The organism is Pedobacter sp. P26 (assembly GCF_050632135.1).
In the GTDB taxonomy this organism is placed as follows: Bacteria; Bacteroidota; Bacteroidia; order Sphingobacteriales; family Sphingobacteriaceae; genus Pedobacter.
The window spans coordinates 3,350,557-3,375,883 of the sequence record NZ_CP192574.1; the positions used below are offsets into that span (position 1 = coordinate 3,350,557).

Annotated in this window: 19 protein-coding genes, 3 pseudogenes and 1 riboswitch; of the genes and pseudogenes, 10 read left to right on the plus strand and 12 right to left on the minus strand. The window is 38.8% G+C overall.

Features of this window, described 5'->3' with window-relative positions; translation table 11 throughout:
- Positions 1–377: 377 nt before the first annotated feature.
- Positions 378–905 carry a C40 family peptidase gene (locus ACQ86H_RS15560; RefSeq protein WP_138820916.1) on the minus strand — a complete coding sequence of 176 codons (528 nt, stop codon included), beginning with the start codon at positions 903–905 and terminating at the stop codon, positions 378–380.
- A 74-nt stretch (positions 906–979) separates the two neighbouring features.
- Positions 980–3,591, minus strand: a pseudogene (gene mutS / locus ACQ86H_RS15565) (DNA mismatch repair protein MutS).
- A 600-nt stretch (positions 3,592–4,191) separates the two neighbouring features.
- On the opposite strand from mutS, the gene ACQ86H_RS15570 reads away from it, so the two are divergent.
- Positions 4,192–4,506 carry an HPF/RaiA family ribosome-associated protein gene (locus ACQ86H_RS15570; RefSeq protein WP_138820914.1) on the plus strand — a complete coding sequence of 105 codons (315 nt, stop codon included), beginning with the start codon at positions 4,192–4,194 and terminating at the stop codon, positions 4,504–4,506.
- A 111-nt stretch (positions 4,507–4,617) separates the two neighbouring features.
- Here the strand turns inward: ACQ86H_RS15570 and ACQ86H_RS15575 are convergent, their stop codons facing one another.
- The 4 genes from ACQ86H_RS15575 to ACQ86H_RS15590 all read right to left on the minus strand — a co-directional run bounded on the left by ACQ86H_RS15575 (position 4,618) and on the right by ACQ86H_RS15590 (position 8,487).
- Complete coding sequence (locus ACQ86H_RS15575; RefSeq protein ID WP_431291669.1) at positions 4,618–5,343, minus strand: menaquinone biosynthetic enzyme MqnA/MqnD family protein; 726 nt, start codon at positions 5,341–5,343, stop codon at positions 4,618–4,620.
- A 333-nt stretch (positions 5,344–5,676) separates the two neighbouring features.
- Positions 5,677–6,300: a histidine phosphatase family protein gene (locus ACQ86H_RS15580; RefSeq protein ID WP_138820912.1), complete on the minus strand. Its 624-nt coding sequence runs from the start codon at positions 6,298–6,300 to the stop codon at positions 5,677–5,679.
- 98 nt (positions 6,301–6,398) lie between these two features.
- Positions 6,399–7,592: an aminofutalosine synthase MqnE gene (gene mqnE / locus ACQ86H_RS15585; RefSeq protein WP_431291670.1), complete on the minus strand. Its 1,194-nt coding sequence runs from the start codon at positions 7,590–7,592 to the stop codon at positions 6,399–6,401.
- Positions 7,593–7,992: 400 nt separating this feature from the next.
- Entirely contained in the window at positions 7,993–8,487 is a 495-nt protein-coding gene (locus ACQ86H_RS15590; protein WP_055907819.1) for a hypothetical protein, read from the minus strand.
- Between the two features lie 251 nt (positions 8,488–8,738).
- Here ACQ86H_RS15590 and ACQ86H_RS15595 point away from each other — a divergent pair, with 251 nt between their 5' ends.
- Entirely contained in the window at positions 8,739–9,725 is a 987-nt protein-coding gene (locus tag ACQ86H_RS15595; protein WP_431291671.1) for a trans-sulfuration enzyme family protein, read from the plus strand.
- A gap of 286 nt (positions 9,726–10,011) precedes the next feature.
- Here the strand turns inward: ACQ86H_RS15595 and ACQ86H_RS15600 are convergent, their stop codons facing one another.
- Positions 10,012–11,025, minus strand: coding sequence for a hypothetical protein (locus ACQ86H_RS15600; RefSeq protein ID WP_431291672.1), 1,014 nt, complete (start codon positions 11,023–11,025; stop codon positions 10,012–10,014).
- Positions 11,026–11,239: 214 nt separating this feature from the next.
- Positions 11,240–11,350, plus strand: a riboswitch (SAM riboswitch).
- 263 nt (positions 11,351–11,613) lie between these two features.
- On the opposite strand from ACQ86H_RS15600, the gene ACQ86H_RS15605 reads away from it, so the two are divergent.
- The 3 genes and pseudogenes from ACQ86H_RS15605 to ACQ86H_RS15615 all read left to right on the plus strand — a co-directional run bounded on the left by ACQ86H_RS15605 (position 11,614) and on the right by ACQ86H_RS15615 (position 15,409).
- On the plus strand, positions 11,614–12,945 hold the full coding sequence (locus tag ACQ86H_RS15605; protein ID WP_431291673.1) for an O-acetylhomoserine aminocarboxypropyltransferase/cysteine synthase family protein: 1,332 nt from the start codon (positions 11,614–11,616) through the stop codon (positions 12,943–12,945).
- Positions 12,946–12,974: 29 nt separating this feature from the next.
- Positions 12,975–14,032 (plus strand): annotated as a pseudogene (locus ACQ86H_RS15610) (homoserine O-acetyltransferase family protein).
- Positions 14,033–14,164: 132 nt separating this feature from the next.
- Positions 14,165–15,409 carry a homoserine dehydrogenase gene (locus ACQ86H_RS15615; protein ID WP_431291674.1) on the plus strand — a complete coding sequence of 415 codons (1,245 nt, stop codon included), beginning with the start codon at positions 14,165–14,167 and terminating at the stop codon, positions 15,407–15,409.
- Between the two features lie 79 nt (positions 15,410–15,488).
- Here ACQ86H_RS15615 and ACQ86H_RS15620 read toward each other — a convergent pair whose 3' ends face one another.
- Together ACQ86H_RS15620 and ACQ86H_RS15625 are read right to left on the minus strand one after the other, a co-directional pair.
- Positions 15,489–15,935: a hypothetical protein gene (locus ACQ86H_RS15620; protein ID WP_138820905.1), complete on the minus strand. Its 447-nt coding sequence runs from the start codon at positions 15,933–15,935 to the stop codon at positions 15,489–15,491.
- A gap of 23 nt (positions 15,936–15,958) precedes the next feature.
- A complete protein-coding gene (locus ACQ86H_RS15625) occupies positions 15,959–16,729 on the minus strand; it encodes a queuosine precursor transporter (RefSeq protein ID WP_138820904.1) in 771 nt (256 codons plus the stop codon).
- A 197-nt stretch (positions 16,730–16,926) separates the two neighbouring features.
- On the opposite strand from ACQ86H_RS15625, the gene ACQ86H_RS15630 reads away from it, so the two are divergent.
- Positions 16,927–18,153, plus strand: coding sequence for a multidrug effflux MFS transporter (locus ACQ86H_RS15630; RefSeq protein WP_431291675.1), 1,227 nt, complete (start codon positions 16,927–16,929; stop codon positions 18,151–18,153).
- Positions 18,154–18,371: 218 nt separating this feature from the next.
- On the opposite strand, the gene ACQ86H_RS15635 is transcribed toward ACQ86H_RS15630, so the two are convergent.
- Genes ACQ86H_RS15635 through ACQ86H_RS15645 form a run of 3 tightly spaced genes read right to left on the minus strand, consistent with a single transcriptional unit; the run spans position 18,372 to position 20,560 of the window.
- Positions 18,372–18,806, minus strand: coding sequence for a PepSY-associated TM helix domain-containing protein (locus ACQ86H_RS15635; RefSeq protein ID WP_431291676.1), 435 nt, complete (start codon positions 18,804–18,806; stop codon positions 18,372–18,374).
- Positions 18,807–18,831: 25 nt separating this feature from the next.
- Positions 18,832–19,062, minus strand: a complete 231-nt coding sequence (locus ACQ86H_RS15640; protein ID WP_431291677.1) for a hypothetical protein — start codon at positions 19,060–19,062, stop codon at positions 18,832–18,834.
- Entirely contained in the window at positions 19,028–20,560 is a 1,533-nt protein-coding gene (locus ACQ86H_RS15645; protein ID WP_431291678.1) for a DUF2271 domain-containing protein, read from the minus strand. Before ACQ86H_RS15645 ends, ACQ86H_RS15640 begins: the two co-directional genes overlap by 35 nt.
- A gap of 268 nt (positions 20,561–20,828) precedes the next feature.
- Here ACQ86H_RS15645 and ACQ86H_RS15650 point away from each other — a divergent pair, with 268 nt between their 5' ends.
- From ACQ86H_RS15650 to ACQ86H_RS15665, 4 genes and pseudogenes are all read left to right on the plus strand, one after another.
- Positions 20,829–21,974 (plus strand): methionine aminotransferase, encoded by a 1,146-nt coding sequence (locus ACQ86H_RS15650; RefSeq protein WP_138820901.1) that lies wholly within the window; start codon positions 20,829–20,831, stop codon positions 21,972–21,974.
- 20 nt (positions 21,975–21,994) lie between these two features.
- The gene (locus ACQ86H_RS15655; protein ID WP_431291679.1) at positions 21,995–22,798 is read left to right on the plus strand and encodes a nitrilase family protein; all 804 of its coding nucleotides are present in this window, start codon (positions 21,995–21,997) and stop codon (positions 22,796–22,798) included.
- Positions 22,799–23,025: 227 nt separating this feature from the next.
- Entirely contained in the window at positions 23,026–24,060 is a 1,035-nt protein-coding gene (locus ACQ86H_RS15660; protein WP_138820900.1) for a N(4)-(beta-N-acetylglucosaminyl)-L-asparaginase, read from the plus strand.
- A gap of 153 nt (positions 24,061–24,213) precedes the next feature.
- A pseudogene (locus ACQ86H_RS15665) lies at positions 24,214–24,974 on the plus strand (copper homeostasis protein CutC).
- The last annotated feature ends 353 nt before the right edge of the window (positions 24,975–25,327 follow it).

Sequence of the window (25,327 nt, forward strand, 5' to 3'; positions counted from 1 at the left end):
TGTTCAATATTCTTTAAAATTAAATCATCGGTTATGAACACAAAACCACTGCGTTCAGGTTTTTTAGTGCCGTTTTTACTGTTGTGCGCCTGTTTTTTTGATTTCCCCGGCTCTTGGGATTGACGGCGTCCTTGGTTAAAATCCGTGCTTTATTAAAGTTGGTTAGCAAAAAGCCTAAAAATACTTAATAAAGATGTGTCCAGACGATAGGCGCAGGCGGGAACCACGAAGTGCTCAGCGAAGCTAATCTTAATGAAACCAACAACCTTACCAAGACATTACGATTCCCAATCAAGTTGGGAATGAATAAACCCATATTAAAGATTTCTCCATTTCGTTGCACTTCAGTCGAAATGACGCCCCGCCCTGAAAAAAAACTAATTAACCGATCCTGATTTGACTAAAACCTTTTGATAAGCCGGTAATGTTAAATCATCTACAATTACCCCTCTTGTAGTACTGGCATGCACAAAAAAACCATTATTGAGGTAGACACCCACATGATCTACATCGTTGCCACCAAAAGAGAAAAACACAAGATCCCCCTCTTTTAAGTTATCAATATCTTTTCTTCTTACCGCATTGGCCTGATCGCGTGAAATCCTTGGTAACGTAACGCCATAAATTTCTTTTTCCAGTAAAAAAGCAAAACCCGAACAATCAACACCATTTTTATCCAATCCGCCAAAACGGTACCTCACCCCTGTCCAATCGGTTATGAAACGGTAAAGCGGCTTGCTTTTTAAATTCGCCATGGCATCAGCAGCTTTAGAAGCTTTGGAGTCACTTTTAACGGTATACTTTCTTGTTCCACAGGATGACAGGAATAGCATGAGCGCTATTAAATAGAAAACATTTTTTTTGAGGCCTAAGTTATAAAGTGAGTGGTTTAAGGTTATTTCCATTGTATCAATATTAATGGCATGGGGTATTGGATGACTAAGACCTTATGCCTTAAACCTTACACCCCACACCTTCCCTAATTCTTAATCAACCGCTGTATTTCGTCTAATTTCAACAGTGCCTCAACAGGTGTTAATGCATTTACATCCAGATTATTCAGCGTGTCGCGGATTTTCACCAGAACAGGATCATCAATCGCGAACATCTGTAACTGATAAGCCTGGTTCTGTACTTTTTTAATGCTGTCTTTTATACTTTGCCCTTCCGTACGGTCTATTTCCAGTTTCTTCAGGATCTCGTTGGCTCGCCCTATTAATTTTGTTGGCATACCGGCCATTTTCGCAACGTGTATCCCAAAGCTATGTTCACTGCCACCTGGTACCAGTTTCCTTAAGAAAATCACCTTATTGGTCATTTCTTTTACCGATACATTAAAGTTTTTAATGCGCGGCATGGTATTGGCCAATTCGTTAAGCTCATGGTAGTGCGTAGCGAATAAAGTTTTTGGACGCGCTGTTGGATGCTGATGCAAAAATTCGGCAATTGCCCAGGCAATTGAAATACCATCATAAGTACTCGTTCCGCGGCCAATCTCATCGAGTAAGATCAAACTATCATCTGAAATATTGTTCAGGATACTGGCCGTTTCATTCATTTCGACCATAAACGTACTTTCTCCTGAAGAGATATTATCAGATGCCCCTACCCGGGTAAAAATCTTATCTACAATACCCACTTCTGCATCCTTGGCAGGAACGAAGGAACCCATTTGCGCCATCAGTACAATCAGTGCGGTTTGCCTTAAAATGGCCGACTTGCCCGCCATATTGGGACCGGTAATCATAATAATCTGCTGGCTTTCCGTATCTAGATATACATCATTGGTGATATACTCCTCTCCCACAGGCAGCTGTTTTTCAATTACCGGGTGACGCCCCCCTTAATATCAAGCACCTTATTTTCGGTAACTTTTGGCTTGTTATAATGATTTTTAGCGGCTAACTGTGCAAAACACAATAGACAATCCAACTGCGCAATTAAAAATGAATCGAGTTGGATCGGTTTGATATAACTGGCTGTTTCGTACATCAGTTCGTTATACAAACGGATTTCAATCGCCTGTATTTTTTCTTCTGCACCCAAAATCTGATCTTCGTATTCCTTAAGTTCAGGCGTAATGTAGCGCTCGGCATTTACCAGCGTCTGTTTACGGATCCATCCCTCTGGCACCTTATCTTTATGAGTATGGGTAACCTCTAAATAATAGCCAAAAACATTATTAAAGGCAATTTTTAGTGATGGAATACTCGTTGCTTCTGCTTCACGCTTCTGGATCTGAACCAGATAATCTTTACCACCAAATGCAATTTTACGTAAGCGGTCTAAATCTTCGTCAACTCCATCCGCAATTACATTTCCTTTGATCAGCAATGCCGGTGGCTCGGCCTGTAATTCCCTTTCAATCCTTTCCCGGATGGCCAGGCAAGGATTCAATTGATCCGCTATTTTAATCAGAAAAGGATTTTTAGAATCAGCAGCCAGTTTTTTAACCGCTTCAATATGATAAAGTGCGCGTTTTAAAGCAACCAGTTCCCTTGGCCCAACACGCTGCAGGCCCACTTTGGAAATGAGTCGTTCTAAATCGCCAATCTGTTTAATGTTATTCAGAAATTCGCCTTGTAGTTCTTCATTTTTTACAAAATACTCCACCATACCAAGTCGTTCCTGGATAGGCTTAAGCTCTTTTAAGGGCATAATAATCCATTTCTGCAACAAACGCGCACCCATTGGGGTGCAGGTATGATCCAGAATATCGAAAAGAGTTACCGCGTTATCGTTTGGCGAATTCACTAATTCGAGGTTACGGATGGTAAAACGATCTAACCACATGTAGCGGTCTTCCTCAATACGCCCAATCGAACTGATATGTTGCAGATTACGGTGCTCAGTTTCACCCAGATAATGCAAAATAACGCCAGCAGCCACAATTCCGCTCTGCAAACGCTCCACCCCAAAACCTTTTAAAGATGAAACCTCGAAGTGTTTCATCAGGGTTTCGTTCCCAAAATCAGTGGTGAAAGGCCATTCATCTAAGCCAAAAGTATAAAAACGATCGCCGAAGTTTTCGGTAAATACCTGTCTTTTAGATTTCTGAAAAATAACCTCTGTTGGCTTAAAGCCCTGTAAAAGTTTATCAATATAATCGCTGTTGCCTTGTGCAATTAGAAATTCACCTGTTGATATATCTAAAAATGAAACACCCAGTTGTGTTTTATCAAAGAAAACGCAGGCCAGGAAATTATTCGATTTTTGATTTACGATGTTATCGCCATAAGCTACACCTGGCGTAACCAACTCTGTTACACCACGTTTAACAATTGTTTTTGTCGTTTTAGGATCCTCAAGCTGATCACATATCGCCACACGCTGACCAGCCCTAACCAGTTTAGATAAATAGTTATCCAAAGAGTGGTGCGGAAAACCGGCGAGTTCTAAAGCGCCACCATTTGGGCCAGTGCCTCTTCTGGTGAGTACTATACCTAAAATCTGTGCCGTTTTAATGGCATCTTCGCCAAAGGTTTCATAAAAATCGCCAACCCTAAATAGTAAAAGTGCACCCGGATACTTCGCTTTAATAGCGTTGTATTGCTGCATTAACAGGGTTTCTTTATTCGTGTCTTTAGCCAAAACTGAAATTAATTTACAAAAGCCATAAAGATAACACGAATAAGCATTTTACAGCTGTTTTGTTGAAAAGTTAAAAAAAATAGTGATTTAATCGATTAACTGTTTAGATCGGTTAATCGTAGGATATCACAGTTAACCGGTTATAACAATTTAAACAGTTAACCACTATTTGGAAATGAAGGGTTCTGTGCATTTCAGTTGGTGTAGTCCTGTTATCCGCTTTACTTCGCTACACTCGTGTTCGCTCCTACCAGGTTTAGGTACAATGGTCTGTTTTAACTCAGTTACATAATAGTTTTCTTGCTTCAACAGTTTACCAGTTTATACAATTTAAACAGTTAACCATTATTTGGAAATGAGGGGTTCTGTGCATTTGGGATTGTGCAGTCCTGCTTTTCATTACAAGTCCGCGCTCGTTCCTCACTTACGGGCTTTTCATTTCAATCTGGTTTATAAACAATGGGCTGTTTTAACCGATTGCATCATCGTTCTCATACTTATACAGTTAACTAATTTATACGATTAACCAGTTAACCCATAGAAACAATTAACCTCACTCATCTGTTAACCTAATATAAATTTAACCTAATATTTTTAATTATGACGATCCAACTGAATACCGACAAAAATTTAACCATACACCAGGAATACGACGAAAAAATCCAGACCCAGTTGAGTGAAGGTTTGAGCAGATACAGCGATTTAATTACGCGTTTAGAAGTTCATCTATCTGATGAAAACGGCAGTAAAGATGGTTTAGATGATAAAAGATGTTTGTTGGAAGCCAGGATTACCGGTAAAGAACCAATTGCAGTTTCTAACCTGGGAAATACCTACGATTTGGCCATTACCGGCGCATTGACCAAATTAAAAAGCACGCTTGAAAAAGTGGCTGGGAAAATGAAAAGTCACTAGTTATAACTAAAGTTATCGTCATTCCCGCGAAGGAGGGAATCTTAAAGCCTTTAAAAATGCATTAAGATTCCCAATCAAGTTGGGAATGACGAATCTTTGAAATATATTTCTTTACAACTGCTCAATATACCCCAAAAACAGATTTAAAGCTTTTTTGCGGTCATCTGTTACATCAAATTGAAGTTTATGGTATAGATAATCTTCCAGGTCGAAATTTGGCGATGCTGGTAATTCCTGTAGTACTTCCTTTCTATGATCTAAACCAAATTTTAAAGCGGTATTAAATTCGTTTTTAAATTCTTGTGAGATTTCTTTATTGGCCACCCAGGCTGCATACATAAATGGCAGACCGGTAAAGTTTTTCCATTCCTCACCCATATCATAGGCATAAGCGAAATCGCCTTTTTTACCAAATGTCCTGTCTCCTATTAAAACAAAAGCATCTGTTTTTGCAGTTGGATCGATAGTAAACTCCACTTCTTTTTTCCAATAGAATTTCAGCAAAACTTTGGCCAAATTATTAGAGGTGCGCGAATGGGCATCAAGCCTTACCGTTTTTATTTCCGCTGCCGGAACTTCACTAAAAATGAATACCGAATTTACACCGCCATCGCTGCCGATACAGTAATCTGCTACGATGTTCGCATTGGGAACCAATGGAATTGCTGCTACAGGCATTAAACCAATATCAGCCTGACCATTAATCACTTTGGCTGCACAATCTGAAGGGATATCTAAACTTAAATCAATTTTATTTATAATGTCCGAATGTTCTAATCCGTATATAAAAGCTTTGGTGTTGGTATAGGCAACAGCCGATATTTTAATCTTATTCAAGGTGTTATATTTTGCGCTTCGCGTTTGCGATAAGCGGATTATCCAATTACTAAACTATTTACCTGTTTCTACGCCATGGTCCGTGTCAACGAACTATAACTTGTTTCGTTTCGTGAAGACACGAACCGAGGCGGTTTATTCCCCAATTACTAAACCGTCTAAATGAACGGCACTGTTAAATTCAAGAACAGTAAATTTTCAGTCTTCGAAACCCATTTACTTGCCATGGTTCGTGTCCTCACGAACCGTTATATAAATCAAATCCCTTTATTCTGCCAACAGATCCTGAAACAAATCCGATAGCTATCGGATCAGGATGACGAACTGTGGAAGTTATTCAATTACTAAACCGTCTAAATGAACGGCATTGTTAAATTCGAGAACAGTAAATTTTCCGTCTTCGAAACCCATTTTATAAAGCACGGTATTCTGGTGTGGGAATTCGGTCATTTCACTTAATGGTTTACCCAATAATAGGCACAGAAAAACACGCATTGCCCTGCCGTGCATACAAAGCAGCACTGTTTTTTCTTCAGGCCGGGTCATTAAAACTTCCATGGGTTGTTTTAAACGTTCGTAAACGTCCTGTACACTTTCGCCGCCTTCAAAATGAGCGGTATAATCTCCATTCTCCCAGCTCTGTAACATCTCACGGAAAGCATCACGCGCATCTTCAGTATTCGGTTTTCCCTCCCAAACACCCCAGGCCAACTCATCTAATCCCGAGAGTTTTTCCCAGGGTAATTTAGCATCTATAAACTTTTGAACGGTTTGCCAGGTACGCTTTAAATCAGAGGTGTAAATCTTATCAAAAGGAATCTCCTTATATTTTTGATAAAAAGCTTCCGCCTGTGCCCTTCCTAAATCATTTAAGTCAGAATTTATACCTCTGCCCTGTACTATGCCTTGTCTGTTAAGTTCCGTTTCGCCGTGGCGTATGATGTATATTTCTTTCATCTAATTAATTATTGAATGAGGGATTTTTGAGTGATTGAATGTTAAATTTAACGCTCAATATACTCATTCACTCATTCAGTCATTCTCTAATTCAATCATTAATTCACCACTGGTAATTTATAATACTGGGGTTTTTTCTCTTCTTCGAAAACAACATTTTCAAAATCCGTAACCACGTTATATAAAGTATCTCGTTCTATTGCTTTTCTGCCTACCTGTTTAATCAGATTAACCAGTTCTTTAGTGCTCATTGCTGGTGTTTGTTCTTCTGCGCCGGCCATAGAATATATTTTTGTAGTATCATCCAAAGTACCGTCGATATCATCCACACCGTAATTTAAAGATAACTGAGCAGTTTCGCGACTGATCATCGCCCAATAAGCTTTAATATGATCGAAGTTATCCATATAAATACGGGCAATGGCGTAATTTCTTAAATCTTCAATTACCGATGATTCGGGTACATTACTCATCTGGTTATGCTGATTTCTGAATTTTAATGGAATAAAAGTCTGGAAACCACCTGTACGGTCCTGCAGTTCACGAAGTTTTTCCATGTGATCTACGCGGTGCCAGTATTTTTCGATATGTCCATAAAGCATGGTCGCATTACTACGCATGCCTAGTTTGTGCCATTCTTCATGTATATCTAACCATTGCTGACCGGTACATTTATCTTTGGCAATCTGCTCCCTGATTTCCGGGTGAAAAATCTCTGCCCCACCACCTGGTATCGATTCCAATCCGGCCTCCTTCATCAAACGCATACCTGTTGCGTAATCGATTTTAGCTTTTTTGAAAATATAGTGGTACTCTACAGGTGTTAATGCTTTTATATGCAGATCAGGACGGTGTTGCTTAATGGCTGTGAATAATGCTGAATAAAAAGCTACATCATACTGTGGAAGTACGCCCCCAACAATATGTACTTCCGTTACCGGTTCACCATCGTATTTTTTGACGATATCAAGCATTTGCTCCATCGTTAAAGCCCAGCCTTCTTCTTTTTGTTTGATTAAACGCGAGTACGAGCAAAATTTGCAGTCGTAAACACAAAGATTGGTTGGTTCTAAATGGAAATTGCGATTGAAATAAGTTTTATCACCGTGTTTTTTCTCACGGATGTAATTTGCGAGAACACCCAGGTAACCTAGTTCTGCATGTTCGTAAAGATGCACACCTTCATCAAATGTAATGCGCTGTCCGTGAAGAACTTTGTGTGCTATGTTTTGTAATTCAGTTGATAAATTGGTATCAGCTAATATTTTTTCAACTTGTTCAGTTGTATTCATTCCTGATTTATTTTGAACAAAAATACAATAATGAGGCGATTTGAAAATCATTTTCTTGTAACAAACCGCGATTTTTAAATGTTGGGCATGTTAATTAACCACAGATGAACACGGATAAACACAGATTTAATACTTTTATAAAACCTAACTAACTTCGTCATCTTGACTGAAACGCAGTGGAATGGAGAGATCGAACCAGGCGCATGAAATAAATGGACTAAATTTTGCCTTGTTGTAATTGACAAGTAAAGCGCTTCGACTCCGCTCAGCGTGACAAAGCTATCTCAAACTATTATAGGAAAGTTTTTGATGTAATCAATTCAGCTGCAGTTAATTATTGATATAAAAAAAAGCACCTCTTTTCAGAAGTGCTCTAGGGTATGTTTTTCAATATTAGATATTATCTTGCTGCAGGTACAAACGTTAAAACGATGTTAGCAGTTTTACCACCAAATTCAATTGGCGATTTCAAGATCATTTGTGTACTGGAAAGATCAGTTAACACCAAACGGTAACCTTCTGTTACGTTTTTAGCTTTATCACCTTCAAATATTTTTTTGAACTGGAAAGTCTGGTCTTTAGGTGCAGCTGACCAGAAAATAGTCTGCATTACCGAACCACAAGCGCTTGATGCCGGTAAAGTATAAGAACCATTACCACTATTGGTTAAGTTCCATGTACTTCCCTGGAAACATTTGTAAGATTTCTCTCCAAATAATCCCTGAACAGCGCCATCAGGCAATCCTTCTAAAGCTACATTACTCACTACCCATTCGCGAACAACTGTACCTCTGCTACCTGTTACGCCTGCAGTTACTCTTTTTGCAGTATTACAACTTTGTAACATTACTAAAGTAGAACATGCTATTGCGATAGCTATAAATAATCTTTTCATTTTTTGTTTAATTAAATTTCGACAAACTTGTTACATAAATCTTGCCAAAACCATTACGAACCTTAAATTAGCGCCAAATTATTAAATTGCTTCCCGAAATCATTTCGATCAAAATCAATTATTATGAAACCCGAAACCCTTGCTATTCACGCTTCTAATCTCGTAAAGATCGCTACCGGTGATGTTACACTGCCGATTAATCTGTCTACCACTTTTTTCGTGGCGAAGATGGTGGTTATCCCGGTGGGCACATGTATAGCAGGGTAAGCAATCCAAACCGGTCTGCTTTAGAAAACACTGTAGCCAAATTAGAATATGGCGAAGATGCTGCTGCTTTTTCTTCGGGTAACACCTGCGGATTAGCGATGTTCCAGGCTTTAAAACCGGGTAGCCATATTATAGCTCCGGATGACATGTACTGGGGAATTAAAAAACAGCTGCTGACCATTTTTAATGAAAGTTTGGAATTTGATTTTGTTGATCAAACCGATTTAAATCTGATACAATCGAGCATTAAGCCTAATACCAAACTGATCTGGATCGAAACGCCATCAAATCCATTATTAAAGGTTACCGATATTGAAGAGATTGCCAAAATAGCTAAAGCAAAAAATATCACCCTGGTTTGCGACAGCACCTTTGCTTCTCCAATTTTACAAAATCCGATTTTGTTGGGCGCCGATATGGTCATGCACAGCAGTACCAAATACATAGGTGGTCATAGTGATGTGCTCGGCGGGATATTAGTAACGGCAAAAAAAGATGAATTATGGGAACGTATCAAAAATATACAGCAAACAGGCGGTGCAGTACCCTCTCCTTTCGATTGCTTTTTATTAACGCGTAGCATTAAAACCCTGGCCTACCGCATGAAGGGCCATTGTGAAAATGGAAAAAAAGTAGCCCACTATTTAAACGGACATCCTAATGTTGAAGCCGTTTTTTATCCTGGGTTGGAGAGTCACCCACAGCATGAAATTGCCAGAAAACAGATGAAAGATTTCAGCGGAATGATGTCGTTTTTAGTTAAGGGCGATGCAGAAGCTGCTCATAAAGTGGTAAATAAAGTCCAACTATTTGCACAGGCAACGAGTTTAGGTGGTGTAGAGAGTTTGATTGAACACCGTTATTCAGTTGAGGGGCCGGATAGTAAAACGCCTAAAAACTTGCTCCGCATTTCAGTAGGACTGGAACATGTAGATGATATTATTGCCGATTTAGCGCAGGCGCTGGGTTAAAAAAATAGAAGCTGTATAATAAATTGTAATTCAATTGAATTTGTCACGTTGAGCCTGTCGAAACGCCTTGTAAGATATTTAAAACAGGTCCTTCGACAAGCTCAGGATGACAACAATATTATGAGAAAGCCTCTTATAGTTATTTTGAACCTCTGTTGCTAAACCCGATTGCAGCTATATCCTTTTTGGCTGTCACCCTGAGCGAAGTCGAAGGGTAGCCAAAAAGATAAAGCGTAAAGCGGGACTGCAATCGCATAAGGATTACAGAACCCTAATTTTCCAAAACCTACTTAGAATTACAAATCGTGGTCAACTTTAACGAATAGTTAGCCTCCAATGGCTCATTAGTTTGCGCCAAACGTTGCGAGCCTGTATTGGCTGGACAAGCAATATCTCCTGCTGCATCATAAATCAATTTATTTCCGTTAGCTAACAATTCTTTTGGTACATATACCTGCACTTTGGTAATCGAATATCCTGAAGGAAAATAACGCACATAATAACCATCAGGATGTTTCGTCCAGATGCCACTTGGCACATCGCTTCTTGGCGGGGCCATCCCTGCTATTATAGCATATTTCTCCATATCAGCATAAGTATAGTTACCAGAGGATACCAATTGGCGGATATTATTTTCTGCCTCAAAAACTGCCCTCACGCCAGATGGCAATTGATCTTTAGCTTTTTCCATGACATCGAAAGGCAAAATGCCCAGGGCGCCACCTTCTAATTGTGTAAGCTGTTTAGGTGTTAATAGTTTAAGGGCAGTTACTTTAACCTGTCCGTTGTAATCGGCAAATTTTGTTCTGGCAATAATTGTCCAAAGTAGCGCTTGTATATCGTGCTGTTCTACTTCAGGATGTTTTTCTGCACTTTTCAAAATAGAAACCACAATTTCTTCTTTCGGGCCTAAAACCGGTGCAAACATGTAACCATCTCCTTTTGAAGGCGCAAATGTTCCGGCTTTTAAACAATAGCTTTTATTCGTCATTTCGTACAATCCTTCGCAAAGTACAAAACCACCCTCAGGGTTTTTGGGCAATAAATATAAAGGCTGTGCTTTTAATTTTGAAGGATTAACAAAGTCTGGCATTTTTTCACCTTCCCTGTTTACATCTTCAAAACTAGTAGTAATAGCGGCGGGTTGTTTTAAAAACCTGTCTACCCCCAGGGCTTTAGCACCCTGTGCTGTGCCTACTTTTAATAATTTATCTTTTAAGCCTCCAAATTGAGCGCTGGCATTGTTTAAACCCGTTACAATAAATAACAGTCCTAAACATAGTGATTTTGTGTTTTTCATAAAGTTACGATTTAGATAGGATGCACAAACTTAAAATATTAAGCGTTAATTTTATATTAAAAATTTTAAATGGCAAACTCAGCATAAAAATAACGAGTTCATTTTTAGATAGTTAATTTAAAAATCAAAATTTTATTTTGTGAATTAAAATTTAATTAAGACATTTGAAATATTATTTGGTGGAAAGCTAAATAAAAGTCAATCTTCACGGGTTGATTTATAAAGAAGTGGCGAGAGACTGGCTCGATGACCCACTGGCAACCCTCAGAAAGAGAAGGTGCCAATTCCTGACCGGATAGCATGGTGTTATCTGGTGATATAAATTAGAACTGATGAAAACATTAAATCTTCAATCGCTAAGCGAACCCAATGCAAACCTTAAAAAGGCAGAACAATACTCTGTTTCTTTTACTTGTTGCAATATGCGTGCGGTTATTTGTATGTGCTGTTGCATACATTAGTTAAAAAAATCTTCCTTTTTTGTTTCTTTCAAACTGGAAGGTCCCGAACATCGGGATACGCCCTGCCAGGTTTTAGGATCAACCTAAACCACCATATCTAATCGTTCAACAAAATAAAATAGTAATCATGTCAACATCATATAAATTTGAAACTTTACAATTACACGCTGGCCAGGAAATAGATCCCACAACAGGTTCGAGGGCTGTGCCGATTTACCAAACCACTTCTTACGGATTTAACAGCGCCGAACATGGAGCTAATTTATTTGCCTTAAAAGAGTTTGGCAACATTTACACCAGGATCATGAATCCTACCAATGATGTTTTCGAAAAAAGAATTGCAGCTTTAGAAGGTGGTGTAGCGGCTTTAGCAGTAGCATCAGGGCAGGCCGCTCAGTTTATTGCCCTAAATAATATCTTAGAAGCTGGCGACAGCATTGTTTCTTCTACTCATATTTATGGTGGAACTTATAACCAGTTTAAAGTTGCTTTTAAACGTTTGGGTATCCATGTTGATTTTGCAAATCCAGATGTACCTGAAGAATTTGAAGCTAAAATAACAGATAAAACTAAGGCAATATACCTGGAAACCATTGGCAATCCTGCTTTTAGTGTGCCAGATTTTCAGAAAATTGCTGCAATTGCTAAAAAATATGATCTTCCATTAGTGGTTGATAATACTTTTGGCGCAGGCGGTTATTTATTTAAACCATTGGAACACGGAGCCAATATTGTGGTAGAATCTGCAACGAAATGGATTGGTGGCCATGGAACGAGTATTGGTGGTGTGATCATCGATGGTGGAAACTACAATTGGGGCAATGGAAAATTCCCTCAGTTCTCTGAGCCATCAGCAGGCTATCACGGGTTGGTTTTCAGTGATGTTTTTGGCATCGGCGGACCATTTGGCAATATTCAGTTTATTATCCGGGCGCGCGTAGAAGGACTAAGAGATTTAGGGCCTGCCTTATCACCTTTCAATTCGTTTCTTTTATTACAAGGATTGGAAACCTTATCACTCCGCGTTCAACGCCATGTTGATAATGCTTTAGAACTGGCCACCTGGTTAGAAAACCATCCATTAGTTCAGGAAGTACAATATCCAGGATTAGCGAGCAGCAAATATAATAGCCTGGCAAAAAAATATTTAAGTAACGGTTTCGGCGCGGTTCTATCTTTCGAATTAAAAGGAAGTAAAGAAAATGCCACACAGGTTATTGATAACTTAAAACTGGTTTCGCATCTCGCAAACGTGGGCGATGCCAAAACGTTGATTATCCAACCGTCGGCAACCACACACCAACAATTGAGTGAAGCGGAGCAATTGGCTGCAGGTGTAAAGCCAAACGCATTACGGGTTTCAGTCGGTATTGAACACATCGATGATATTAAGGCCGATTTCGAGCAGGCTTTTGCATCTATAAATGTTCAGATCCCTACAGAGAGTTTATCAGCCTAAGCCCGTTCATTTTCCGAATACAATAAACAATGAGTACAGCATCAACATATAATTATAATAAACAGTTCAAATTAGAGAGCGGAAAAAAATCCGTAACCTGCAAGTTGCTTATCAAACTTATGGCAAATTAAATGCAAATAAAGATAATGTAATTTGGGTTTGCCATGCACTTACTGCCAATGCTGATGTTTTTGAATGGTGGGAAGGTTTGTTCGGTCAAAATGCTTTGTTCAATCCGGAAGAGCATTATATTGTCTGTGCAAATGTTTTAGGCTCTCATTATGGCAGTACCAACCCGTTAAGTACCAATCCGGTAACGGGCTTGCCTTATTATCTTTCGTTTCCACAATTTACTATCCGGGATTTAGTATCGGCACATCAGTTATTGGCTTCACATTTAGGTATTGATTATATTAAATTATTAATCGGTGGTTCTTTAGGTGGGCAACAGGCTGTGGAATGGAGCATTTCGGAACCTAATAAAATTGAAAACCTGATCTTAATTGCGACTAATGCTGCGCATTCTCCATGGGGAATTGCGTTTAACGAAAGCCAGCGTTTAGCCATCACAACAGACAGAACTTTTTATGCCAACCAACCAAACGGTGGCAGCAAGGGTTTAAAAACAGCCCGAAGCATTGCACTTTTAAGTTATAGAACCTACAGTGCTTACGGCAGTACACAGTTAGAAAGTGTAAACGATAAGACAGACAATTTCAGATCGTCTTCTTATCAGAACTATCAGGGAGAAAAGCTGATCAACCGCTTTAACGCTTACAGTTATTATTATTTAACCAAAGCAATGGATAGCCACAATGTGGGCCGTAACCGCAAAAGTATTGCAGATGCACTAAAACTAATTACGGCAAATACTTTAGTAATCGGGATAGAAAATGATGTTTTGTTTCCTTTATCAGAGCAAAAATACCTGGCCGATCATATTCCGGGAGCAGAATTTAGTGCTTTGCATTCAGATTATGGTCACGATGGATTTTTGATCGAAACAGATGCCCTCACTAATGTAATCGGAAACTTTATTAAGGAAAGCCGGAATAAAAAAATCATCAGATTACAGCATACCGCTTAGATAGGTGGAAGGTTGAGGGTACAAAGGTGGAAGGTGATTAACTGGATGCCAACACAAAATTTAAAACAAATTACAAAAATAAGAACAGCTATATCGGTGTAATACACCTGTCTGTATAATCACTTTATAACAATGAGCAAGAATTTAAAAATCGGTTTATTTGGTTTTGGCGTTGTAGGGCAAGGTTTGTTGGATATCATCCAAAGCCAGAACCTGAACCTGGAGATCATTAAAATCGCGATAAAAGACCCAAGGAAGAAACGTACCCTAAACAAGGATCTGTTTACGACTGATCGTAACGAAATATTAAACAATACAGAGATCAATACGATTGTAGAATTAATTAACGATGCTGATGCTGCTTACGAAATTGTAACTACGGCATTAAAAAATGGTAAAAATGTAGTTTCTGCCAACAAAAAAATGATCGCCACGCATTTAAAAGAGCTGGTAGATTTACAACAAGAGTATGGTACTTCTTTATTGTATGAAGGAGCCGTTTGCGGCAGTATTCCAATTATCCGTAACCTGGAAGAGTATTACGACAATGAATTATTTCATGCTTTGAGCGGAATTTTTAATGGCTCATCTAATTATATCCTTTCCAAAATATTTAACGAGGGTCAAAGTTACGATTCGGCATTAAAAGAGGCACAGGATTTAGGTTTCGCAGAAACCGATCCGATCCTGGATGTGGGAGGTTATGATCCGAAATATAAACTGGCCATAGCTACCGCACATGCCTATGGTTTGTTTGTAAATCCTGATGCCATTTTAAACATCGGTATACAGAACCTTTCTAACTATGACATTAAATATGCTCGTGAGAAAAATTTCAAAATTAAGTTGGTACCAACGGCTCGTAAGGTAAATACAAAAGATATTGTGACTTATGTACTCCCTAAACTGGTAGCTAAGGACGATTTTCTTTACAATGTAGAAAATGAGTACAATGCCGTAGCCGTTCAGGCGGCTTTTGCTGATAAACAGTTTTTCTATGGTAAAGGTGCCGGTGGTCACCCTACTGGTGCCGCTGTACTATCTGATATTGCGGCTTTACGTTACGATTACCGTTATGAATACAAAAAATACCACTCAGAAAACGGTGTAAAACATACAGAAGAAATTCTTTTAGAAGTTTATTTGCGTTATGCGGATGAAGATCTGATTACCCTACTGGAATTTGACAACATCAGCGAACGTTATGCTGCAAGCAGTTATAAATATGTGGTTGGGACCGTTAAGTTAGAAAGTTTGATAAAAAACCGTGATTTGCTTTTAGATCAATCTGTTTTTGTTGCCTACACCGGCAGACAGATATACAAACAGGAGCAATTGAGTGAAAATGTTTTTGCCGCAGAACTGGCAACCCTATAATTTATTTTTAAGGTTAATTTTTTTATTTGTTTTGTTGTTAAGTACAAAGGTCGGAGCGAGTCTGACCTTTTGCGTTTCATTACTTTACCTTAATGTATTTTTCAATAATTACGCGGTCAACACCGGCGGCCTCCACTTTTTCAACCCCTTTCTGAATCAAAGTATCATTATGGATGGCCAGTTTAAAATTAAAAGTCTTGCCTTCCCAATCTTTGTTTTTATAATATTCAAGGTATTCGGTATAATCATCGCCTTTTAAAACGAAAGTTCCCCCTCCTGCATCAAAACTAGTGGTATCTTTGGGATCAAGGCTATGTTTCAGAAAAGCAAAATGGCTGTTATTAAATAGCTTGATCATCTTCAGTTTCCCTGAATAATCAGTGGTTTCACTTTTTCCTTTATCAATGGTGGTAGCCGAAACCAATTGCCATGTACCCTGAATCTCAAGACCTTTTCCACTGTCCTTTTTATTAGAACAAGCCAATAACGAAAATCCTGCAAAGAGCGCTAAAATATTAAATCTCATCTTTATATTATTTGGTTAAGTTGTTATCCCCTACCTGCCATTTTAATGAGTTTGTGGGCCAGGTCTTTTCCTAAGTAACCATCAATTATCGCATGTACGATATACAAAATCGGGGTCATTAAAATGGCGACAATAAATTTATAAGTATAATTAACCAAGCCAATTGCGGCGACCATTTTCCAGCTGTAATGGTATTGTGGGTTTAAATAAAACGCGATAAAAATCACCACAAAACTGTCAATCAGCTGAGAAACCAATGTTGAGCCGGTTGCACGTAACCATAAAGCACGTTCTCCGGTAATTTTTTTAATCCGGTGGAAAATCAGAACATCTGCCAGCTGTCCAATAATAAAAGCAGTAATGGAACCTACAATAATCCACATTCCCTGACCAAAAATCCCTGCAAAAGCATTGTTCATATTTAAGTCTTCACCATTAATTTTTTGGTGTACCCAAAAATCGGCAGCGCTTAAATGCATAGAGCCCCAAACTACCAGAAAGGCAAATGCGATTAAAATTGAAGTGAGGATAGATAAAAAACGGACTTGCTTTACACCAAAATATTCATTTATAATATCCGTCATAATGAAAATGATTGGCCAGGTTAATACCCCTGCCGACATCACAAACGATAGATTTGGAACTCCTAGCAAATTGATATCGAACTTTTTAAACCCCAGCGTTTCTTCAACACTGAATAGTTTAACTCCAATAAACTCTGATAATATAGCGTTTGCTACAAAAAAGCTACCCAGAATGAGTAGTAAACGGCTTTCTTTTGTCTTAAAAGTCATAGACTATAAATCTATAAATAAATAGCAGATTTAGTATAGCAATCATCATATTTTTAACATAGCTGATACAAAGATTATGCAGATGCCTCTTTACGAATTAGTTATTAAAGTATGATTTTTACAATCGTTCGACCATAAAAATAGGTTAACAACTTAAATCTCCCAATCTTTGCCCTCATCAAATTCCGGTAATCTTCATGGCTAAAAAACAACACTTCTATCTCATACTCATTTTAGGATCATTGGCAGCCCTTGGCCCTTTCTCCATCGACATGTACCTGCCTGGCTTTGTGGATATTGCAAAAGATTTAAAAAGTACTGAATCAACTGTAGCACTTTCTTTATCCAGCTTTTTTATCGGGATTTCTGCTGGTCAGTTATTGTACGGTCCGCTTTTGGATAAATTTGGAAGGAAAAAACCTTTATACTTTGGTTTAGGACTCTATATTTTTGCTTCTTTTTTATGCCTAGCTGTAACTGATGTAAACCAGTTGATTGTTTTACGTTTTGTTCAGGCGATTGGGAGCTGTGCCACGGCTGTAGCCTCCGTTGCTATGGTACGGGATCTGTTTTCGGTAGAAGAAAGCCCCAAAGTGTTTGCGTCGTTAATGCTGGTGATTGCCGTATCACCGATGCTTGCGCCAACAGCAGGTGGTTATTTAATCTCGGCATTAGGCTGGAAATATGTATTCGTATTTTTAGGTTTGATGGCGGTTTTGATGCTCCTGGCTTCAATCTTTAAGTTACCGGAGAGTTATAAACCAGATCTGAATTACTCCCTAAAACCTAAACCCATTTTAACCAATTTCTTTACCGTTTTAAAAGAGCCTCAATTTTACACGTATGCCTTAATCAGTTCAATCACCTTTTCAGGTTTATTTGCTTATGTATCTTCATCACCTCAGGTATTTATGAAAATATACGAAGTGAGTAAGACTGGCTATGGTTGGATTTTCGCGCTGCTATCGGTAGCCTTTATTGGTTCGAGTCAGGTAAATAGCTTAATACTAAAATGGTTTACCAGCAAAAATATTGTTACCTATGCACTTATTGCCCAATGTATTTTCAGCTTAATCTTTTTGATTTTTGCTTTAAACAACTGGTTAAATTTATATGCTACAATAGGTTTTATCGCATTATTTTTAGCCTGTTTAGGTCTAATTAATCCTAATGCGGCTGCTTTGTCGCTTGCGCCATTTTCCAAAAACGCTGGTAGTGCATCTGCCTTAATGGGTGCTTTGCAAATGGGATTAGGCGCTTTGGCCTCGGTAATGGTGAGTTTATTTAGCGAACACTCTGTAGTGCCCATGCCTTTGGTCATGACAGCCGCTGCATTTATCGCTTTAGGCTGTTTATTAATCGGCAGAAGGTTGATCACTACAGAAGTTGATGCATCATCTGATTCGGCTGTTATAACGCATTAATATTTACCCTCAGACACTTGGGCTATCGTAAATATAGAATTTTCATACCGAGGGCTAATTTATCGGATAAAAATCAATCTCGGGGGGCGTCATTTCGACCGAAGTGGAGAAATCTGCCAAGATAGATCTCTCCATTTCGCTACACTACAGTCGAGATGACGACAATTCTATTGGAATCACAAATATGATATGGCCTCTCCCTGTGTTGGGCCGTAAAACTACGGCACAAATAACCTGTAAATCAAATAGCAAACCATTGTGCCTACCGCTGCGATGATGAAGCCACTTAATCGTTTCTTTTTAATAAAACAGATTAAGATAATTCCTGAGATAGATACCAATGTCATCAGCACTGCCGAAATATCTATAATCCACGACCAGGCCTTGCCAGAATCTCTTCCTTTATGTAAATCATTAATTACGGCCACCGCACCAAATCTGGTTATGGTTAATTCGTATTTACCGGTTTCGCGGTCTATAAAAGAATCGGCCAGGTAACCAGGTCCGTTAAAGGTTAAGCTCAGTTCTCTGTCGTCTATTCTAAAGTCGCTTAATGCGCCTTTAACTTCATGTTTACTTCTAAAAAACTCAACAATTTGTAACTTGTTGATCTTATTGGTATCAGGTTGGTTTACCCATTTTAGGTTTACCAATCCAGCATCTTTAGTAACCACTTCCTTACCAGAAGTACACCAATCTGCATGATTTAAAAGTTAAGCCCGATACTGCAAAGAATAGCAGAATCGTAAAACTCACCATTGATAAGTAAATGTGCAACCAGCGAGATAAACCAGCTAAACGCTTTTTAGCCTTACCTTTACCGATCTCTTTTTTAACCTGTTTTTTACCCAGTCCGCCAGGTGCAACCGTTATCTTATTTTTTTGCGGTTCCGATTTTTCTGTAGTCAAGAGATGCTGATGTTAGTTCTGTATTTGGCGTTAATTCTACTTTTTGGGCCGAGCCTGTAAATTTCATTTCTTTCGCAATTACCTGGTAAGTGCCATGCTCGCGGGCAACTTCAATAAAAACAGTGTAAATGCCTGCTTTTACCAATTTCCCGTTATCGTCTTTTCCATCCCATGACAAGCTGTATTTACCGGGGCCACGTGTAGCAGAACTTGTTGAGCTCAGCTTTCCTTCTGCTCCTTTTTTGAACTCATCGCCGTTGGCACGGTTCCATGATTTTAAATCGGGTAGCCAACGTGGTTTGTTATACCATATAGCCAGATTACGCACAGGTGTTTTAGCTGCATCTTCAATCCATACGGCCACAAAAGGGCGACGGACACGTTTACCATCGGTAGATTCTATATTGGCAATTTCTAAATTTACCACCAACTCATATTTGGTATTCCAAAGTTTATCAGCTTTGCTTGCTTTTTCTACAACACCAGCCGGCTTATTTACAACAACCTCATAATTAGCCCACTCCTTGCTTCTGATTTCTTTGCCATCTTTAGTGATCAACAAGTATGCAATGTCATTTCTAGTCGCAGTTAATGCTTCAATCCCGGCAACAGAAAGTATATTAAAAGAAGTAGCTAAAGCACCTGCTTCACTGGCATCAGGACCAATAACCGTTGCACTGATTATTTCTGAAGCAGGCTTTCCGCTGCGCGGATCAACGATATGCGAATACCATTTTTCATTTACCATAAAACCTCTGCGGTAATTACCGCTGGTTGCCACAGCCATATTTGATACTTTAATTGTGGTTAGTGCTACATCGTTTTCAGCATCAGCTTTAGGATTTGCAATTTCGATAGCTTCAGGCTGGTTTCCCTTAATCACCATATCGCCACCAATATTTACGACCACGTTTTCAATACCAGGAGATTGAATAGCTTTCTCAGCAGCCTTATTAATGATATAACTCTTCGCAAAAGAATTTAATGCTAATGGTGCATCATCCAAACGGGTAACCGTTTTATCCCGTTCATTTAAGATATAATGTTTTTGTTTAACCAAAGTAACCGCCTGATGTAGTGCTTCAGCAGATGGTAAACGATTTTCGGCAACTGCCTTTTTCCATACCTCACCTATTACTTTGGCTGATGCATCAAGCGCACCGTTGGTTAACACTTTATAATTTTCAAACTGTTTTAAAACCTCAAATAATTCAGTCGAAACTTTGGTAGTTTGTTTACCATTGCCCATCCATTTACTAAACTCGCTGTTAGTTTTATAAGCACTTAAAATATCATCCAGTCGATCTATTTCATTTAATGCGCGGGCTTCTGCTAAATCCGCGTCGGCCTGGCTGCTCGTTTTAAATTTTAATTCTAACGATGTGCCCAATACATTTTCGTAATTGGAAACAAATGTTCTTAAAGCTTTTTTCGGACTAATAAATGCAGAGGCACTTATGATCAGTAAAAAAGCAGCAGTTAAGTGCTTAAATTTCATATTTAATGGATATTAAGATTCAAGTGCAAATAAAAGGGTTTATTTGGAATAATTTTAAATAAGCAGCAATATATTTGAAATAATACAAAATTCCAGGGTTAATTTGCTAAAGCCAGGGGTTTATTGTTTAGGTTATTGATGTTAATTTAAAGTGAGGGTTTAATACTGCTGAAAATGTTTTTCTCCGTCTACTATTATAATCTTGCAGCATGGCTTTTGAAATAGGTTTTTTACGCCTTAAGCTTTTTTTCCTATTTTCGCTTACAAGATGCTTCATATACAATCTAAACTTCCTGGCGTAAGTACCACCATTTTTTCGGTGATGAGTAAACTTGCCGCTGAATACAATGCCATTAATCTTTCTCAGGGATTTCCTGATTATGCCTGTGATCCAAAACTGGTTGAATTGGTAAATAAAGCCATGCAAGATGGTTTTAACCAATATGCACCAATGCCAGGTTCTACTTTTTTAAAAGAAACCATCGCAGAGAAAGTTGAAAAACTCTACAATATAAAGTATAACCCTGAAACAGAAATTACCATTACAGCAGGTGGAACACAGGCTATTTTTACAGCTTTAGCGGCAATTATCAATGCCGGTGATGAAGTTATCATTTTTGAACCAGCTTACGATAGTTATGCACCTACCATTAAACTTTTAGGTGGCCTGGTTAAAACTTACGAACTTGCCCCACCCACTTATGCTATTGACTGGGATATGGTTAAGAAGTTGTTTACCGCAAAAACCAGGATGATCATCTTAAATACTCCACAAAACCCTACAGGTAGTATTTTGTCACCAGATGATATGAAATCGCTTATTAAATTCGTTAGTGGCACCGATATTTTAATCCTGAGCGATGAAGTTTATGAACACCTGATTTACGATGAACAAAAACACCAGAGTGTAATGCTCTACCCGGAATTAAAGCAAAGAAGTTTCGTCGTAGCCTCTTTTGGTAAGCTTTTGCACGCTACGGGTTGGAAACTGGGTTATTGTTTGGCGCCAGAGAAATTGACCGAAGAATTTAGGAAGGTACACCAATTTAATGTTTTCAGCGTTAATAGTCCCATGCAACAAGCAATTGCCCATTACATCAAAGAGCCAAAAAATTATACTGAAATAGGCAGCTTCTTTCAACAGAAGAGAGATTATTTTAGAAGTCTCCTGTCCGAAAGCCGCTTTAAACTTTTGCCTTGTAATGGTTCGTATTTTCAATGTGCAAGTTATAGCGATATCAGCGACGAAAAAGACACCGATTTTAGTATCAGGCTGATCAAGGAATTTGGAGTGGCCACCATTCCGGTTTCTGCATTTTACCAAAAAGCAACAGATCATAAAATTATCAGGTTCTGCTTTGCTAAAGAAAATGCTACCCTCGCCTTAGCTGCCGGGAAACTAAAAAATGTTTAACCAGACTTAACCGATATACCATGGAAGCACCTGTTTACACTCAAATAGAAAATCTGAAAGTAACTGTTTTTCAGGCCTATCTTTTTTGGGAAAACATTGAGAAAAACCTTTTGAATCTGGCACTTAGATTGTCGATGGGTGTAAGGGAGAAAACTGATATTATCATTTTACCCGAAATGTTTAACACAGGTTTCAGCATGAATTCTGAAGCTTTAGCGGAAGAAATGGGTGGTAAAACGATGCAATGGATGCAAAAAATGGCGCATCAGTACAATTGTGTAGTTACAGGAAGTTTGATTATTAAAGAAAATAACCAATATTTTAACCGCCTGATCTGGATGGAGCCGGATGGTAAAAACCAGCATTACGATAAACGCCATCTGTTTGGCATGGGTGATGAAGACCACCACTTTAGTCCAGGTAAAGAAAAACTCATTGTTGAACTTAAAGGATGGAAAATCAGATTGGCCATTTGTTATGATTTACGCTTTCCGGTTTGGTTACGCAATGTAGATCAGGAATACGACATCTTACTCCTGGTGGCCAACTGGCCTGATAAACGCTCGGCACACTGGAAGGCATTAATCCCAGCCAGGGCAATTGAGAACCAAAGTTATGTAATTGCCGTGAACCGCGTTGGGCACGATGGGAACCAGATTTACCACAGTGGATTATCGATGTGTTTAGATCCGTATGGCAATACCGTCTATTATAAACCGGAAGATGAAGATTTATACACTTTTAGTATCAACTACGAAGAACTGTTTAAAATCAGAAGACAGTTTCCTTTTCTAAAAGATGCGGATAGATTTACGATCAGTTAAATTAATAACCAATAGTCAAGTCGCAATTTTCATACAGGAACGATTGTTTCAACAACCTAACAATTAAATAATAATCAGATTGCAATTTCAAACGGAAGTAAAACGATTAATGAATGATAACCAATGTTCAAATCAAAATGACCAAACACGATCGTTCGATTTAACAATCTAACAATTCGACAATCAAATAATTAACTATTTAGCCAATTTCAACAATAACCAAAAAAATGTTTAACCGCCGTAAATTTATAAAAGCGTCTGCCCTATCGGCCGGATTGCTGGCCATTGATAAAAGTAGTATTGCGCATGTAATTCCAAAAAAATCATCAAAAGCAGAAAATTTCCCGATTGTAATTTCTACCTGGGATTTTGGCATTGCGGCAAATGCTGATGCCTGGAAAGTTTTATCAACTGGTGGACGTGCTTTAGATGCAGTAGAACAAGGCGTTTGGGTACCCGAAGCTGATGAGCACAATCAATCTGTCGGTTATGGTGGCTTACCGGATCGTGATGGCCATGTTACGCTCGATGCCTGTATTATGGACGAACTGGGTAATTGTGGCGCTGTTTTAGCACTCGAGCATATTAAGCATCCAATTTCGGTTGCGCGTAAGGTGATGGAAAAAACACCGCACGTCATGTTAGCTGGAGATGGTGCTTTACAGTTTGCCTTGGAGCAGGGTTTCAAAAAAGAGAATCTACTCACTCCGGCTAGCGAAAAAGCATGGAAAGAATGGTTAAAAACAGCGAAATATGCGCCGGTGATGAATATCGAAAATAAACTTTACGAGAAAGCTGCCCCACAAAAATTACCAGGCAACCAGTATAACCACGATACCATTGGAATGTTGGCTATTGATGCGAAAGGAAACATTTCCGGCGCTTGTACCACCAGTGGCATGGCCTACAAATTACATGGTAGAATTGGTGATAGTCCGATAATTGGGGCTGGCCTTTATGTAGATAATGAAGTTGGTGGCGCAACATCAACCGGTGTAGGCGAAGAGGTAGTACGAAATGTAGGTTCGTTTTTAGTTGTAGAACTCATGCGCCAGGGTTATACACCCGAAGCCGCCTGTAAGGAAGCGGTAATGCGCATCATTAAAAAGAAGCCCGAAACTGCCAAAAATATACAGGTAGGATTTTTAGCTATCAATAAAAAAGGCGAATATGGTGCTTATGCCATTCAACAGGGCTTTAGTTATGCGGTTTGTAATGCAGAAAAACAAGATCTTTTGATCAAAGGCAAGAGTTATTATTAATCAGAGTTTATTGTTTGTCGGATGTAAATATTTAATTTTTAACTATTTAATGAAGGCGCGATCTGTAGTCTCCTTTACTTAATTGACCCTGAAATAAATTCAGGGTGACGATAAGAAAGTAAATTCGCTTTGTAGAACATAAATCCAAATATCATGAATGAAGGAGCAATTCCTTGCTTAGAAGTATGCGCTAACTCTTACCAATCAGCCTTAGCCGCTCAAAATGGCGGGGCGAAAAGAGTGGAATTTTGCGATAACCTGGCAGAAGGTGGTACCACACCAAGTTATGGTCAGCTGGCACTTGCGAAGAAAAATCTATCCATCGAAATCTGGCCGATTATCCGTCCGAGGGGTGGCGATTTCCTATACTCCGGCACAGAATTCGAATTAATGAAAGAAGATATAAAAATCTGCAAATCATTAAATTGCGAAGGAATAGTTATTGGAATACTTAAAGCTGATGGCACTGTCGACAAAGAAAGATGCGCTGAATTAATTGCGCTGGCCAAACCTATGGAGGTGGCTTTCCACAGGGCATTTGATATGAGTAACGATATGGATCAGGCACTGGAAGATTTGATCTCACTCAACATAAAAAGAGTGCTCACTTCCGGAGGTGCTTCTTCTGCAATTCTGGGGGCAGAAAAATTAGCACAGCTGGTAAAAAAGCCAATGGCCGCATTACCATCATGCCTGGTGCGGGTATAAATGAAAACAACATCAAAAACCTTATTGATCAAACCGGTGCTACACAATTTCATGCTTCAGCAAAGGAATTTGTACCAAGTAAAATGGAATTCAGAAATACGGAAACCAAAATGGGCAGTATTGATGACGAATACCGGTATGAACTTACTTCAGAGACAAAAGTGAAAGCGTTAGTAGATTGTATAAATAGTTCTATAAATCATTAATTTTAGTCGTCATTAGCTAAAGCAGAAGCTATACTGATTTCATACCGGTAGCAAAATGCCTGAAATGAAAGGTTCCGAGTTAATATTGACAAGCCGATTTTTCATCGGATGAATCAATCTTCCTGTCTGCGATAGGATTGCTTCGTCGTTCCTCTCGCAATGATGGCTGATTTTTGAACTTAATGTAGTCTTCGTTTGTATTTTATACAGTCCTCTGTTCTATAAACCCGGTAAAAGCGTCAGCCTCCGATCTTTTATCGAAGCTATAGCGAATAACGGGACTGCTGCTTCCGAAGCATTACTGAACACCCATTTTCTAATTAAAAAACTGATCATAAATATGTGAAATAGCT